This window comes from Nostoc sp. KVJ3 (assembly GCF_026127265.1).
In the GTDB taxonomy this organism is placed as follows: Bacteria; Cyanobacteriota; Cyanobacteriia; order Cyanobacteriales; family Nostocaceae; genus Nostoc.
In genome coordinates, this window is sequence record NZ_WWFG01000003.1 from 294,598 (window position 1) to 310,991 (window position 16,394).

Below are 16,394 nucleotides of genomic sequence, written 5' to 3' on the forward strand. Positions count from 1 at the left end.
AATAAAAATTGAATTTTAGTGCGCTAGACAAAACCAAGTTGTTCGTAATTCCCTACACCCCACACCCCAAAACCAGTAATACCAAGGGTTAACGCTTAACAAGCGTGCCATTCGGAACAGCATCAATAGTTTGATAGAGGGATGAAGTTATGAACGAACTAAAAGAAATTAAACTTTGGGATGATTGGGACGATATCAATTTATCAACTCCAGAACGTCGCATTGAACGCTTAGAAATTCTGCTGTGCCAAAAAGTCCACAAAGGCGAGGATATATCTGAATGTCTGCAAGTTTTAGAGTACTTGAAAAATCGCACGACTCAGCAAAAGTTAGAGTCTGTTTTCTTTAGGCGAGTTCAGTCTCAAGTGACTTCCAACTCGTGGAAAATAATTGGTCAGGCTACCTTAATCTCCCTAGTCGCTATTTCTTGCTGCTTTGCCATGTATAAAATAGTTACTTTATCAATATCTAATAATTCTTCGTCGGAATTATCTCTTGGCAAAGAATTATCAAAAAACACCCCACCACACAGTAAAAAACATCATAGATAAACACAATGACAGTGCGGTATATTTATTTACTGCACTGCGATTACTGACTATGATACTTCATCAGCAATCTCTAAAATCTTTCAAGTCAACGGAGTAAAAAGGCAGTTTATGAATATTTACTTTCATGCCAAGGTGAGGCGATCGCTTTCTTTCACATATTCAGGTAAAATCACTGCATTTGATGGATAAAAACTTTCTTTACAGCGTAACTCACCTACTTTAATAAGAGGTGTCCTTGTCGAAAGGCAAACTGTCTTCCGGCTCAAAGTTTTGCAAGTCTTGCTCCATCTGCTGACGACGTTGGACGTATGTTTTGCTGTTTCCGATCCTCCCTTCCATCAACCATGCACCAAAGTTGATGCCTTGTTCTACGTGTGAGGCAGACATTTCATTATAATCATCAACCTCCATTTTCTTACGCCACTCAATCTGTTCCAGGGCACTTTCACTGATGCCAATTTTCTGAGCATATTCTACATATTCAGGTCTGAGAGAACCATCTGGGTTAAATTCCTTTTTTTCTTGTTCAGTGAAGAAATCGTAGGCTGTGTAGATTGGCCACGGCTCTGGATCAGTCTCATCTAGGTGCTTCCAGTCGTCGTATGTTGCTTTTAACCTACGAGCATAACTATCAATTGCTCCTGGATGTTCGCCTTTAGATAACATTTCTTGTCGAGCTTCATCTTTTAAAGTTCCATCTGCATTGAATTCTTCCTTATGCATATTTATCCAACGTTTAATTCTTGACATAAAAACCTCCCAAAATATTAATCAAATCTCATCAATTTCTAAAAATCATGACTCTGGAACTAAAGCATTTTGATCCCAGGCTCAATCAATGGATTTATACAGATGAGCGCCAAACTATTTTAACTGAAAAGCTCAGTAATACTTTACTAGAATTTTACTTTCCTGACAAAAAATTCTCATTTGGGCATTCAGACGAATACAGTACAGATGAAGACTTAAAAAATCATCCAGATGGACACATCTTACTATTATCTTCAAAAACTCGTTTACTTTATGGATCAAAGGAATGTTTAGAAACGATTCAAAAAATTTGTCCAGATAGTAAAGACCGTGGAGCTTATGGTTCCATTTTCCTTGGGGCTTGTAAAAATGCGATTCACGAAAAGCTAAACATTCTGGTAGTAGATGATTCTACTGATAACATGGGTGAAAATGGAGGGATATTATCAAATGATTTGGCATATAAATTAGTTGGTGACTGTTATGGGCAGATTTCAACACAACTTTATGACAAAGTAACCTTAAGAGAATCTCAAGCAGATAAAAGCTATCGTGTAATTCAGCATCGATTTGGTTGGGTGGATGGAGTTGGAGAGGATACTACTAAATATCGCTTTGGCAAAGGAACACTCCGACCATACAAACTAGATGATATAAAGTACGCAGACCCGAACAATGAACCAAAAATCGATATAATTCTCCCCATAAGCAGTTTTAAGGGAACAGACAAGGATAGACCCAAAGGCCCCACTAAACCGCAGATTCAACCAGGATTATATCAGCAAAATATTTGGTTAGCCGAAAAAGGGCAATCTCAACAAGGACAGATGTCTATCTCCCAACTGCTGGCATCTTTCCCTCAAGGAATTAAAGATTTTGCCGAGGAACTAGAGGTGCAAGCTCAAAGATTAGCCTCTATTCAAGATGACCCTAGAATTGTTGCTGCTTACTATTGTGAAAGATATGAAAAACGTAAAGAATCATTGAGTCAAAATAAATTAAAAACATCAGATATTATCAATCAAGAAACAGATGTTAAAAACTTAGGGACAAATGATGACTTAGATGCAGATCAGGACTTAGATGACGAGAGTACTAAAGATGACTTGTTCATGTACAAACTCATTAAAGCCGATTTACTTGGGCATCAGCAGCTTTTAGAAACTGAGAAGGTAAAACAGGAATTAAGTCGGTTTGTACAAAGTGAGTGGCGAGATATTGCTATTGGGAAAACGCTTACTTTTGACCGAGGAATGATTATTCCCTCCAAGGAACTCAAAAATGGTGAAATTTGTGTCCCTTGGCTGAAGCAAGAGGAAAAGGTTCTTAACTTTCGCTCTCCTTTCCTCAACTCTAATGGTCTGTGTGTCTCTACTAATAAACACGTTGAAGACCGTGTTGCTCCAGATGGTAAATCTTTGCAAGGCATAATTGTAGTCAATGACGAAGACCACAAGCGCATACAAGCCAGAATTACAGAGTTAGAAGCACAAGGAATCAATGTTGATTTTATAGATCCAACCGAAACCGAATCAGAACGCCAAGCACGAGACTACGATGGTGACTGCATTGGTGTGGCAAAAGCCAGCTTACATCCCAACTTAACGGCAGAGGCAGAGCGAAGAAATCTTCCCCAAAACGCCTATTCGCCCACGGTTAAGCTCAAAAAACAATCATTTTATGATCCCACAGATGGAAGCCAGCCCCCATTTGAAAAAATCGCTATCCACATGAGCGATAGCATCAGCGTGGGCATAATCAACAATCAAGTGACAGCACTGGAGGCATTAGAATCAGAAATTGAAGTACTTAAAACTTACGGTAACTTAGAGCAACAATCAACTTATTTAGACCAAGTATCTAAGCGCTATCAAAGTTTATTTGAACAGGAACATGGGGAGAAGCCCAAATCAATTAGAGCAGAGTACAAACCTTTCATGCAATCTGTTGTAGTTCTAGCAAAGAATCCTAACAGAACGCCAGAGATTATTCAGCAGGCAATGGATGTTAACCGCCTGATGTACCGAGAAATGATTGGTGAGGGATGTTATCAAAACCAAATAGCGGTTGATTTATTCAAAAGTGCTAAAAAACCTGAGATGGATAAAATCCGGGAAAACAGCCGCTATTTGTATCGTGATGTTAATTATATTAAAGATAAGAAATCTTCGTCAGTTTATTTAAGCACAGGGATAACACCAAAGGGCTACTCGCCAGTAGAATTATTAATTAGCCAAACTAACAAATATTTCCAAGAATCACAGTTAGAATCGCGCCCCATCGTCCAGTTTAAAGACTTATTCAAAGGAGTAGAATTTACACCACAGCAGAAATTTGCAGCGATCGCCGCGAAGTACGAGTTCGATCTGAAATTCAACGTTGCGGTTCGTGTCTCAAGGCGACGAGAAACAGAGTCTGGCCCTAGCGCAATTGTTCAAACGGATTCAGGAACGCAACTCGAAATTACCAACCTCACCCGCTACGGGCATCCCCTAATCTGGAAAGCCCAGACACTTAATATTCGCCTAGATGAGATTAAATTCACAAACAGTGAACGCCCCCATAAATTATTAGCAGTTGCACAGATAGATGACGAGGTTGGGGAGGATGGAAAACCCGCTTACCGCAACCTGGGAACAGTTAGCCAGCAATCTGTGACTGACCACAACCTCAAGGCGGGGATGACCATGCAGGGAGCTAAACTCCTAGAACTAAAACCAGAACTTACTAGAAGCCAAACTAAACTACTTTTTGCCTTGGCAAATGAATCGGCAGAAGCATTTTACGCGAAAATCCCAGAGTCAGAAAAACTTGCAGGAGCAGCAGCCGCTTGGAACATCTGTGCATCCCGCCAGGATGAACTCGAAGTTGCAAGAAAAGAAAACGCAAACCCCCAAGCGATCGCTAAAAAAGTCTCTAATTTTGCCTTCGCTGCTTTCCCCAATGAGATTATCTCCCGCTTAGATAAATTGCAATTTACTGAGCCGAAGTTAGTCACACTTTTGAATGAAGCGAATCAATTTTTAGGTCGAGACTGGAACAAGGATGATTTGCACCCGATAGAAATTAGGGCTAGCCACCACCCACCGGGACATGAACGCCACGTTTCCAGATTGTTATTTGTACAGGATACTGACGGTGAATATAAAGAATTCGCCATGCTGGAGACAAGAACTGGACAGCTACCGATTGGCACAAAGGCGCAAGCTAATTTCATTGGCGTGGAACCTGCTACTGCCAAAGCAACTATTGGACTGCCAGGATTTGAGCCGATTGAAATTACTATCCGTGAACTCAAGAACTTCTCTTATGCAGGACTTGTTTTTAACGCCGAACCGGTCAACTTAGAATTTGGCACTGTGCCGCTTCCTGACAAAACAGTAAAAATCAAAATTGATGCTTTGACTCTGGGTGAGTTAGACAGTGATTCTGCCCAACAGTTAAAACAAATTGATTACCTGAAAAGTGGTAATCCTCTAAAATTAAAGCTCACGTCAATTTCTGAAATTGGAGATCAAGCTTTTGTGCTGGGTGAGTCTGGCAATGGTCATCTCCTGAAAATTAATAAAATTAACTTTTATGATTTTTCTGGTCAGACATTCAATGATCAAGATTACCGAAAACTGACTATCGAAACCTCAGCTTCTAAAACTAGAGATGCTGTATTTTTGAATGGTGAACCCTTGGGGGTATTGCACTTCAAAAAAGACAAAGACGCGCTCAGACAACTTGGGCTACTCAAAACCGGACAACTTACCCTAGCACCCGCTATTATTGAAAGTAATTTCTCTGTTATTTGCGCTCAAATTGACCCTAATACCGTTGAATATCCTACTATTTGGACGAAGGAATTTCAGGTTTTTGGGACTCAATTAGTTAATCCTCAACAACAAGAGATGATTGAGAGTAGTGCGAAAATTATACATCATATTAAAGAGCGTCCTACTTTCTTATTTTCTACAGAATCAAACAGAAAACTTGGAATCATGGGCTTGGCTGTTGACAACCAGAAAGCTGATACTGTGACTAAATGGTTAACTGCTCAAAAAGTTGAATGGCAGCAAGTACCAATGGAAGATGTTATCAGAGAAACTAAAAAAGGTCTAGCGGTATTTAACTTGGTTGATAGCTCCATCCCTGCCAAAACTTTGGAGAACATGACCAAGAAATTCGGGGCAATTATTGAAACGGATAGTGACTATCAACAAAGAGTTAATTCCCTCGCCACACGACCACAGTTTTTGAAACCTCCATCTCAATCAGCATTGTCCCCACCTCAACAAAGCGCTCAATTCCACCCAAACCAAGAGGTTCAAAATGTCGCCCCTCCTGTCATCAAAGGCAAACCGATTCCGATGAACTACCCATTAATGATGCATGGTGACACCAATTTTTTACCCGTGGATACTTGCATTGATGCGATGAGAGGATATGGTCGAACTCATACGACTAGAGCTAAAGAGCCATACAAACAGTATGGGTTTAAGGAAGGTGATATTGCTCTAGCTACAGGAATTGATAAACAAGTCGCCTTTCGAGTCGGTCAACAGTATCAAATTACACCTGACATGATTGCTGACCCTGTTTATCAACAGCAGTGGGGTGATATGGAAAAGCACTCACCCAAAGCATTACCAGAATTATTCACGGGTAAACAGCAGGTGTGGGGACTGCACCTAGAGCCATTGGGGGATTATGTGGAGGGTTTTATAGTCCCGTTTCCTGAACCACAAAACAGAGCCGTACCCAACCAAACAGTCCAAACTCAATCAGTCACTATTGATGACTTAAGAAATTGGTACAATGCCGCCGATAAGTTAGGGAAGTCGGAGAATTACAAAAAACGCATTGTAGAAGTGGCAAATGGGTTTAAAGCTGGTGAGCAATTATCAGCCGAAGCGTTGACAGTAATGAATAAAGATATATTTGAGCTTGAAAGAATCAGTCGGCTGACTCAAATTGCTCAAAGGATTGGCATGGTCTGGGGTAAGTCTAATGAAAATGGCACTCAATTTCTTGGAAAAATTTATGACTTGGCTTTCAATACCCAGCAGAGGGATTTAACTATTTCGCAGAAAAATGGGGAGGTAATTTTAAACTTGCAATCAGGGAGAGTGCAGACTAACAAACTAACTCCACAGATATTGCAAACTTTTGAGGATGTTAATACTCAAATTGATAAAATATTAGCTAAATCTCAAACACAACAAATAGACTTACAAAGATAGATTTATCTTAAATAGCCTTTTTAAGGTGATGAAAAAGGAGAACAACGCTATGGAGACGGTTAATTTAGAGCAAGCACAGGTTTCTTATAATCAAGGTCTGGCACATACATCTAAAGTCAGGTAATTTAGATGCAGTTATCGAGTGCTTTAGAGCAGGGTATACAGTCAGCCAACTGTAAGGATGTTCAAAACTGATTTTTTCGCAAGTAATAAAGAGAAAGCAGGAGTGTTGGCAAAAATCTAACTATTGAAGAATGACTTACTCATCATCTTCTTCAAAAAGGCTTTGAATGTCTCTTGCCCCATGTATAACACGAATAACTTCAATCCCTTGGTTTATAGAACGGTAGAAAATTAGATAATTCCCTAGTGGAAAACTTCGCAGATTTGGTGCTAAGGAATCGCGTTTTCTTCCCATACCTGGGTTTGATGCCAACATTTTGAGCTGACTGTCTATTTTTTTTAGAAGCTGATCTGCTTTATCAAAGCTGTCACTGGCAATAAAATTCCAAATATCCAATAAATCAGCTTGTGCTAACGGTTTTATAAGAATTGTCGCCATTATGGGGATTCTCTCGTCTGCCGTTGTTGTTTAGCCAATTCGATAATTTCATCCATGTTTAGCGGTGTAGATTCTCCGCTATCAATCCCCTGCTGTATCTCCCTACGTAACTCGGCAAGGCGTATTGCTTTGAGGGCATCCTGCTCTTTGAGCAGCCGCAGACCTTCACGGATCACTTCACTAGCCGAAGTGTACATACCGCTTTCAACTTTGGATTGCACCCACTTTTCCAGTTCTATGGTCAGAGAAACGTTCATCTGCTACCTCTTGATAGGCTCATAGCAATAATCCTACCGGGAATAACAAAAAATGTCCAACTTTGTTATTACTGGAGTTGAATAATGCCCAAGTAAGAAAATTAAGTTGTAAAAATTATTACATTGATTGTTAGAGTTGAGGTCTGGCAAAGCTTTCAGTAGCCAATGCTGCAAAGCTTTGGTGGTAGACTTGTTCTCAGTGATAGCACCAGATTTGATATCAGTCGTCTGGAGTGCTAGTGCTTCTGATACACGACAACCAGTAAAAAGGCAAATCCCTTTCCAGAGTACGATGTTATAACCGCCCAGGCGATCACATGGAGTGAGAAACTTTTCAGCAATAATCGCTTCAATTCGTCTTAGATTAGTATCTTTCTTGTCCGTTGACGTTAATGGCATACTGTGCCAAATACGCTAAATATACAGTTACTTAGTCCAATGCTCGATTATGTCAGTGCAGGAATCGCGTTTTATATCACGATGCTCCCCGTACAAGAGTGGATATTGGAATTCCGCCTTGGTTATCTCGGTCGCTACTGGAGCCTGATAAGTATTGCTGGCCTATTCATTGGCTTTTTGCTCTGTGTGCTGATATTCGTGCCATTGATTATTAACATGATATTAGATCCGTTCACATATCCAGATCATTTGGTGATGAGCGCGATCGCGGCGGTGATTTTTAGCGCAATACTCTGGCTGGGACAGTGGCTAATACTGCGACAGACTGAGTTGACACCAAGGATTTTTGCACTCATTAATACGGTAGTTGGAATTTCCGTCTTTTCGGTGCTGGTGTGGTTTAACCAAAAAAGCTTGCAGTGGAGCGGTGGCCCGATTGAAGGCTGGAGAACCGGACTCATCTTTCTAGTGGGTGGTACAATTACCGGAGCCGCGACGGGTAAAGCATTAGATTTTTACTGTTGGCGAATCGAGCAGCGATTAATCAGACTTGAGAGGGAGAGGGTAGAACAAGAAACCCAAGAGCGGGAAAGGCTTTTGAAAGAAAGAATCGAGAAGGAGAAATTAGAGCAAGAACGCCTAGAAGCAGAGATGGCAGAACGGAAAAGGATACAGCGAGAGGCGGCTATTGAGGAAGAACGTTTGTGGTACGAAAAACACGGGAAAGACTATGCTGATTATGAATATGATGAGGATGAAGAGGAGTCCGAAGATGAAGACCAGGAGGAGGAATAAACTCAATTCTCCATCAAATTGTTAAAGCAGGAAATGTTCAAGCAGAAATAGAAAAGCTGTCTTCACCACCATCAGGACGATAGCGCCATAAATGCTGTGCAAATTTTGGTTTAATCGTGGATTTTAAAAGTCATTATCCGTAAAGGGAACTATAGATGGTAAAAACTTTTGAAAAGAAGGGTAAAATTGTAATCTTGCTTCATAGTCATCTGTTTGTGATATTTCTAGCTCGATTGTTTGCTGATTTTTTTCATCAAAGAGCAACTGAATTTGATAATTTGTCCAGAATTGCTCACCTAGTTCATCTTCTAAATCAAAAAGTTTTTCTTCATCACCCCATATATTTGACCAAAGTCCGATCCTATTAGCCCGAAAATGATTTTTACCTGTTGTATCTGCAATGACAAAATATGCTTCGACATTTAAATCAAATCCTAAATCATCGGCTTCTGTCTCTGCTATTTGACAGTTAACCACTATTACAGCACTTACGGCAGCTATGAGGTACATCCCCAAATCTGAAAGCTTTGATAGGAGAGGGCAAGGAGAAAAACTGTATTGCATAATAGCCGGAAGCGCTGTAAGGTGTCGGGGTTAACGTTTACTACCTGTTCTTGGCGCTTTAATAATTCTTGTAGCACGAAATCAGGCAACAACTGGGAACTCTCCTCAAGTAATTGTTTTTGAGTTTCTGGGGAGTAACGAGTTTTTAACTCTTGCGTGATTAAAGTTAAAATATATTCACTAGCTAAATTGACAACTATCTTTTTATCTGCGGGATTAAGAAAACTTCCAACATTCAGATTAATGTGTTTTTAATTGGCATAATTCTCTAAAATCCTTTTGAACAGTTCATACTCATCTACAAATAAAGCGAAGGCAAGGAAAAATATTACCTCAGTTTCAGTTCTTCGTTTTGATCAAGACGTAGTTCCGAGTAATTGCAGGAGTGAAAATCATAATTATAAATGACTGTGATTTGATAGCCTATTATGTTCATGCGCTAATATTTAAAAATGCCACAGTGCTTGACCAATTAACGGATTGGTTGAGTAAGTAACGAACAAATAAATTTTTAACAATATTTATTTCCTCACTTGTCAAATTTGCAGCTAGACGATCTGCATAACTTGGTCGATTAGGATTAGCAGTAAATAAACGCTTGATAAAATTATCAGAGATGTGCATAGGTGTCAAATACTGCTCAAGACCTACTTGTACGCAGTGCCCATTTGAGGCAAAAGCGTGACGCAAATCATCATCAGCGTCCCAGTTAAGCATGGGGTCAGAGACATCTGTATAAATAGCTTCTTCTGCTAAAACTAATCGCTTATACAATTGGGCATCTAAATTTTGGCTGGGCAGTAAGCGGTAAAACCTTTGGGTATGACGAGGTACTGTCTCAGCTAAAATAAGCTTGGCTGAGTGGGGGAGCAATTGAGTTAAAATTTGAGCAGCAAGTCCCTTATCCGATTCCGAGGCTAGTACATTGCGCCCGATAATAGAGTCAAACTGTACATTTGGTGCAAGAGATGCCAGCATAGCAGGTATCTGTGCAACAGATGCAGTAAAAACTATTGGTCGCATTGTTTCAGGAAGTGCCGCAGTAAGTTCATTTAAAGCATTGGTATCAGAGCGATTGCGAACACAGGCATAAACCCCACCTTCAGGAACTTGCCGAATTGCTTCCCAAGTAAGTAAACCAGTGGCGGCATTTAGATCCAATACTAAGTGATGACGTTGTAATTGAGCGAAAGTGAAAATGCGTTCGCGCACCGATGCTAATTGTGTACTTACCTGAGAAAGTGTACGTTGTAACCAACGCTCATCTGCTCGGTCAACAGTTCCATAAGTCATGACTTCCATTGGTGCAACACCAATACCTTCTACTATTGCAGCAAGTTGGGCTTCCCGACGACGCGCCACTTGTGTTGCGATTTGGTGTTCATAACCTTGGGTTGATGGTTGATAAAACAATTGACCTTGCAAGCTCTTGGGTAAATATTGCTGTTCTACCCAATGATCTCGATAAGCGTGAGGATAGAGATAACCCGCCCCATGCCCAAAACCTTTTTTATCCCGATTAGCATCTTTAAGATGAGTGGAGACTTCTGCAACATTTTCATTTTCTACTGCGGCTAAAGCATCGAAAAAGCCCATAATGCTATTGGATTTTGGTGCAGTCGCTAAATAAAGTACAGCCTGCGCCAAATGATAACGTCCTTCCGGCATTCCCACGCGATCAAATGCTTCAGCACAGGCATTTGTAACGACAACTGCTTGTGGGTCAGCCAATCCAATATCTTCACTAGCAAGAATTAACATCCGACGGAAGATGAAGCGCGGGTCTTCACCGGCATAAACCATTTTGGCCAGCCAATAGAGTGCTGCATCTGGGTCAGAACCTCGTAAGCTCTTAATAAAAGCACTAATGGTATCAAAATGGGCATCCCCTTCTTTGTCGTATAAAACAGCACGTTGTTGAATAGATTCTTCTGCCACTGCTAGAGGAATATGAATAACACCTGTAGCATCGGGGAGTGTAGTCTCTACAGCTAGTTGCAAAGCATTCAATAATGAACGAGCATCACCATTGGCAACATTAACTAGATGAGCTAAAGCATCTGTGTCAATTTGTACTGTTAACTTACCATAACCGCGTTCCGAATCAGCTAATGTTTGCTCAAGAATTTTGTATAAATCTTTATCAGTTAATTGCTGAAGTTGAAAAATCCGCGAACGGCTGACAAGTGCTTTATTGACTTCAAAAAAAGGATTTTCGGTGGTAGCACCAATGAGAATGATTGTACCATTCTCTACCCAAGGCAATAAAGCATCTTGCTGAGACTTATTAAAACGATGGACTTCATCGACAAAAAGAATAGTTCGTTGATTATGAAACTTACGCTCTTGTTGGGCTTTTTCAATTGCCGATCGAATTTCTTTTACTCCTGAAAGTACAGCATTGATAGCGATGAAGTGAGCGCGGGTGGTGTTAGCAATAACGCGGGCTAGAGTAGTTTTGCCAGTCCCTGGTGGGCCAGAAAAGATTAAGGAAGACAGTTGATCCAAACTAATAGCACGCCGCAGTAGTCTTCCTTGCCCGATAATATGCTCTTGACCAATAAATTCATCAAGTGTCCGTGGACGCATCCGAGCCGCTAGGGGTGCTGATTCTTCAGTTATTTTTGCAAGATGCTGGTCAAATAAATCCATTATTAAATACGTCTTCAGAAGTGGAGTTTTTCAAGGCATAAAATATGTGCGTATGCTTTTTCAAGGTAAAAAATTATAACGGCAATTAATATCTAAAAAGAAATTACTTTACGATGTCGTTATCAGCGCTGAAATCAGAACTGATGATTTTTGGTTTTGACTCGCTGATACAGTTCTTCCATTGTTTCAATAAAGGAAGTATCATTGTGCCAGAAATCAGGAAAATCCCCTTGTTTCTTAATCAAAATTGCACAGATACTACTTGGAGTCGCCACTTCAATAGTTTGTGGTAATCGCTTTGTACCTAACCAAAATTCTCTGGCATTTGGCATTTGCTTAAGAGATTGCTTTTCTAGCTTAGTGTACAGCGAATTAGAAAGTTCTAAAGGAATTTCCTTAGTATTCAATTCCTCAGATAGAGCTTTTCCTAAAGGAGAATCAGCTAGTTTGGCTTGAAGTTCTGCTTTCGATAATCCCCGTAATTCAAATAACAACCAGGGATTATTATCTAATTGAGAAGCCACTAAATAGTAAACTCCAGCAATGTGCTTACAGGGATTCGCATAATCTGGGCAAGAGCATTTAGTTTTGAAATCCTTACTACTATGGGGCAATAAATGTAGTCCCAAATGAGAGAAAGTATCTTCAATATTTTCTGGGACTTCATTTAGAAGCAATCGAGAAATGATGCTGGCTTTAGAAGAAAGCTTTTGGATAGCTTCATTCCAACGGATTTTAGCAATAGGTGTAATCTGAATCTCTATATTATAAGTTGGTTCTTTGTAAACTCCAAAATAGGGATTAACTGAGCCTCTGACTTTGGCAGTAATTTTATTTAAGTCAATCTCAAAGCTTTTGACTTTACCACCGCTAGCATAAGAACGTCCTCTTTTGAGTCGGTTATCATCTGTAAAAGCTTCTAGTGCTTGAATAAAGCGATCGCCCCACCAAGTTCGACTAAATTTAGCCATAATATCTACTCCAAAATTGCACTCTTATTCAATGAAATCAACCGCTTAAAGGCTTCATTATCTAATTCGGTGAGCCAAGATTCATCGCTACCAACAACAGCATTAGAGAGTTTTTTCTTATCCTCAATCATTTGGTCAATTCTCTCTTCTAGAGTTCCAATGGCAACAAATTTATGCACAAAGACATTCTTTTTTGACCAATACGGAAAGCACGGTCAGTTGCTTGGTCTTCAACTGCTGGGTTCCACCAACGGTCAAAGTGAAAGACATGGTTGGCTTTCGTGAGGGTGATACCTACGCCCCCTGCTTTCAAGGAAAGGATAAAAACCGATGGTTCTGTATTTGGGTCTTGAAATTCGGTAATCATTTGTTCTCGACGTGGGCGACTAGTGCCACCATGCAAATAGTAAGTATTGCAATGCAGACTGTGTTTGAGATGTTTCTCAATCTTTTCACCCACTTCCGTAAATTGACTAAAAATGAGTAAACTTTCTCCTTCATCAACTGCCTCCTCAACCATCTCTGCTAACCGACTGAGTTTGTGCGAACGCAGTGGTGAAAATTCGCTCCCATCTTGCAGAAATTGGGCTGGGTGATTACAAATCTGCTTTAATTTCATCAGGGTTGAAAGAATCAATCCTTTGCGTTGAATTCCCTCTGCTGATTGCAATTGTTTTTCTACATCTAGTACCACCACTTCATAAAGCGATGCTTGCTCTTTGGTCAGGTTGGTGTAGAGTTTTTGTTCCACTTTATCTGGCAAGTCATTAATAATAGACTGGTCAGTTTTTAACCTTCGCAGAATTAGAGGTTCTACCAGTTTTTTCAAGGTGGCAGATTTCACGCGGTCATTGTCTTTTTGAATCGGAATCTCGAAAATTTTCCGAAACTGGGCTTCTTTACCCAAGTAACCAGGATTGAGAAAATTAAAAATTGACCATAAATCCAGTAAGCGGTTTTCTACAGGAGTACCTGTCAATGCCAGCCGATGTTTAGCTCTTAATTTTAAAATAGCTTTAGTTTGGGCAGCATTCGGATTTTTAATATTTTGTGCCTCATCCAGTACTAAACGTTGCCACTCAATGCCGCTCAATAACTTTTCATCTTTGCGGACTAAAGTAAAAGAACTAATTATCACATCGTTTTGTTTACAAGCAGCTTTGAAGTCAGCTAGATTTTGCAGCCTAGTGCTACCATGATGCACCATAGTTTTTAAATGAGGCGCAAATTTAGCAATTTCTTTCTGCCAGTTGCCGACAACAGAAGTAGGGGCAATTAATAGTGTAGGCAGGGCAGATAAAGAAGTAATCTTTTCTCCTACTTTCAGAGCTGAATGTAACTCCTTCTCTTGCACTAATCGGGCAATCACCTGCACGGATTTACCTAAACCCATATCGTCTGCCAAACAGCCATTTAATCCCAAATTTTCTAGATATTGTAGCCAGGAAACACCACGTTTTTGATATTCTCGGAGTGTGCCTTGCAGATTATCAAGTTCAGAAATTGGTTCTAGGCGACTTTTATCTTGTAGCTTTGCTATCATCTCTGACAAAGCTTCGTCATGTTCAATTTCCCATTCTGACCCCAATTCAGCACTGCGTTGTAGAAACTCCAGTAAGGTCATCTGGGGTTGTTCGGAGCCTTTTGACTGCCAAAAGTCGAGTAACTGCTGCATTTTATCCCGGTCTAATTCCATCCATTGACCGCGAAAATGCACTAGGGGAGTTTTAGCATTAATCAGTTGTTCCCATTCAATAGGTGTGACAGTTTGCTCCCCAATCGCCAACTCATACTGATACTCCACCAGTGAGTCTAAGCCAAAATAGCTTTTTGTTTCCCCTTTCGTTGCAGCAAGTTTGCTACCCGATGCTTTGAGGCGAATTTTGGCGCGACGACGACCTGCCGGAGTATACCAAGCAGGTACAATTACTTTGAATCCTGAGTCTTCCAGTACCCAAGCACTTTCAGTAAGGAAGTCAAATGCTTCATCTAAGGTAAGTTGCATTGCTGTTGGCTTATCTGTCTCCAACCCAAGCCAGAGTTTGGGATACATCCGGGCTGCATACCCCAGATTCAGCAGTAAATTTGTTTCAAAATCTTTACCAAAATCTTTATGTACGCCAGTTTTGGTAAATTGATTCATTGTCCAGTAGTCTGCTAACGCTAACTTCAAGGATGGATCTTGTTTACTGGCTACTAGAAATTGAATTTGCCAATTGTCTATTTGTTCATTATCAGGAGAATGTAACTGGAAGCATAGATGAAAAGGTGAATCAGCTTGAGTGCGGGTAATTTTGGTTTTCCATATCAACCATTGCCGATATTCATCGAGGGCAGTATTTGTTGTTAGTGGGTTATGCTGACGAGGGTAAAAGCAAGATTCAATTAGAGAATCAGTAATTTGTTTGTCAAAAGCAGCTGTTGATGGGGTGTGAGTCACTAAATCATCAAGTACATATTCGGAAAAGTGACGCAATAGTGTTTCTCGATCAAAAAAACTCAATTAAATCGCTAATTTTTGCTTTACCTGCCACACATATTAGTGGCATATAGTCAATATATTTAAGAATATTTGCTTCATATTGTTCCGAAATAATTTCCCAGGTGGCATAAATTTCAAATGCTACTTTATCAGCCTTGCTTTTGCCTTTTTTCTTCGGATTTTCCGATGATAACTGTCGATATTTTAGGGCGGGAATAAATTGGTCTTTGAGGATTACTTGTTTAAAACTTTGAGTGTAATGATACCAAAATAATAAATCTGAACCAATTTGAAACTTCTCCGCATTATATATTGCTAAAAAATGGATATCTTTAAGTAATTTGATAATATTAAGTGCTGTGGCATTTTTGGTAGATACTACTGTTTCATAACAATCTACCTGCCAGTATTGGAATTCTTCATAGCTGTCAGTCAACTCAATTTCTAAATACTTGGTTAATTCTGGTGAAGGTAGGGGCTGATTATTGGTGGTTGGTAAGGCAAAGTATTTAGGAGATATGCGTTGGGAAAATTTAGTATTGTCTTCTTTAATTCCCAATTCTTGTACTAAAAAGGCGATTAATTGGGATTCTACCAAGTGTCCAGGATGAATTTGTTGACTATTGGTGTGACTTTTTTGGGATAATTGAGTTTCTACCCACAAGTAAAAAGACCCTGACTGGATAAAGTCAGTTTCCTCGTTTGGTATCCAGGTGCCATGAAGTATTCTCATTGTTGTGATGTCTCTGGATTGTTCGGAAATTCACGCGCCTTAGAATTACTTTAGCAAACAGAGGTGCTAGAACTATTTTCTTTATGCAAAAGAAAGCGATGACGCTATCGTGCGATCGCTTGACTTACGCACTATAGAAGCAGCAGTGCCATACTTCCCTTACAACTCAAAATCAAGAGTGAAGGTTTGGTCATCAGAATCCTCTTGGTTTTCGATAATAGATGGGTCTTGAGTCCTTGAAGAGAGTTTGTTATCTTCAGTATTAATCGGGGTGAAAGCTACTTGTTGTGTGGGAAATGCACCCTTTCTGAAAGCAAAATAACAATCAATGATAAAGTAAAGTGTCTCTAAGTAACTTTTACCTAGTTGCTGTGATTCGGCAAATATCCGCTCTCGGTAGCTATCTTTGATCCGAACTTTTTCTGGGGTTAAGTCAATTTTGTCTGCCAT

Annotated in this window: 11 protein-coding genes and 1 pseudogene; 3 read left to right on the forward strand and 9 right to left on the reverse strand. The window is 40.0% G+C overall.

Annotated elements, in window-relative coordinates:
- Positions 1-149 precede the first annotated feature (149 nt).
- Entirely contained in the window at positions 150-551 is a 402-nt protein-coding gene (locus tag GTQ43_RS32640) for a hypothetical protein (protein WP_265276888.1), read from the forward strand.
- 219 nt (positions 552-770) lie between these two features.
- On the opposite strand, the gene GTQ43_RS32645 is transcribed toward GTQ43_RS32640, so the two are convergent.
- A complete protein-coding gene (locus GTQ43_RS32645) occupies positions 771-1,301 on the reverse strand; it encodes a hypothetical protein (RefSeq protein ID WP_265276889.1) in 531 nt (176 codons plus the stop codon).
- Positions 1,302-1,348: 47 nt separating this feature from the next.
- Here GTQ43_RS32645 and GTQ43_RS32650 point away from each other — a divergent pair, with 47 nt between their 5' ends.
- Positions 1,349-6,529, forward strand: a complete 5,181-nt coding sequence (locus GTQ43_RS32650; protein WP_265276890.1) for a hypothetical protein — start codon at positions 1,349-1,351, stop codon at positions 6,527-6,529.
- A 259-nt stretch (positions 6,530-6,788) separates the two neighbouring features.
- Here GTQ43_RS32650 and GTQ43_RS32655 read toward each other — a convergent pair whose 3' ends face one another.
- Genes GTQ43_RS32655 through GTQ43_RS32665 form a run of 3 tightly spaced genes read right to left on the reverse strand, consistent with a single transcriptional unit; the run spans position 6,789 to position 7,747 of the window.
- Positions 6,789-7,091: a type II toxin-antitoxin system RelE/ParE family toxin gene (locus tag GTQ43_RS32655; RefSeq protein ID WP_179070154.1), complete on the reverse strand. Its 303-nt coding sequence runs from the start codon at positions 7,089-7,091 to the stop codon at positions 6,789-6,791.
- The gene (locus GTQ43_RS32660; protein WP_190965425.1) at positions 7,091-7,348 is read right to left on the reverse strand and encodes a type II toxin-antitoxin system ParD family antitoxin; all 258 of its coding nucleotides are present in this window, start codon (positions 7,346-7,348) and stop codon (positions 7,091-7,093) included. The genes GTQ43_RS32655 and GTQ43_RS32660 overlap by 1 nt, the downstream gene beginning before the upstream one ends.
- A 33-nt stretch (positions 7,349-7,381) precedes the next feature.
- Positions 7,382-7,747: a hypothetical protein gene (locus GTQ43_RS32665; protein WP_265276891.1), complete on the reverse strand. Its 366-nt coding sequence runs from the start codon at positions 7,745-7,747 to the stop codon at positions 7,382-7,384.
- 3 nt (positions 7,748-7,750) lie between these two features.
- On the opposite strand from GTQ43_RS32665, the gene GTQ43_RS32670 reads away from it, so the two are divergent.
- Entirely contained in the window at positions 7,751-8,542 is a 792-nt protein-coding gene (locus GTQ43_RS32670) for a hypothetical protein (RefSeq protein WP_265276892.1), read from the forward strand.
- Positions 8,543-8,665: 123 nt separating this feature from the next.
- Here the strand turns inward: GTQ43_RS32670 and GTQ43_RS32675 are convergent, their stop codons facing one another.
- From GTQ43_RS32675 to GTQ43_RS32695, 5 genes and pseudogenes are all read right to left on the reverse strand, one after another.
- Positions 8,666-9,052: a hypothetical protein gene (locus tag GTQ43_RS32675; protein ID WP_265276893.1), complete on the reverse strand. Its 387-nt coding sequence runs from the start codon at positions 9,050-9,052 to the stop codon at positions 8,666-8,668.
- Positions 9,053-9,538: 486 nt separating this feature from the next.
- Positions 9,539-11,758, reverse strand: coding sequence for an AAA family ATPase (locus GTQ43_RS32680; protein ID WP_265276894.1), 2,220 nt, complete (start codon positions 11,756-11,758; stop codon positions 9,539-9,541).
- A gap of 134 nt (positions 11,759-11,892) precedes the next feature.
- The gene (locus GTQ43_RS32685) at positions 11,893-12,729 is read right to left on the reverse strand and encodes an SWIM zinc finger family protein (RefSeq protein WP_265276895.1); all 837 of its coding nucleotides are present in this window, start codon (positions 12,727-12,729) and stop codon (positions 11,893-11,895) included.
- Between the two features lie 5 nt (positions 12,730-12,734).
- Positions 12,735-15,944 (reverse strand): annotated as a pseudogene (locus GTQ43_RS32690) (DEAD/DEAH box helicase).
- A 159-nt stretch (positions 15,945-16,103) separates the two neighbouring features.
- Positions 16,104-16,394: a hypothetical protein gene (locus GTQ43_RS32695; protein ID WP_265276896.1), complete on the reverse strand. Its 291-nt coding sequence runs from the start codon at positions 16,392-16,394 to the stop codon at positions 16,104-16,106.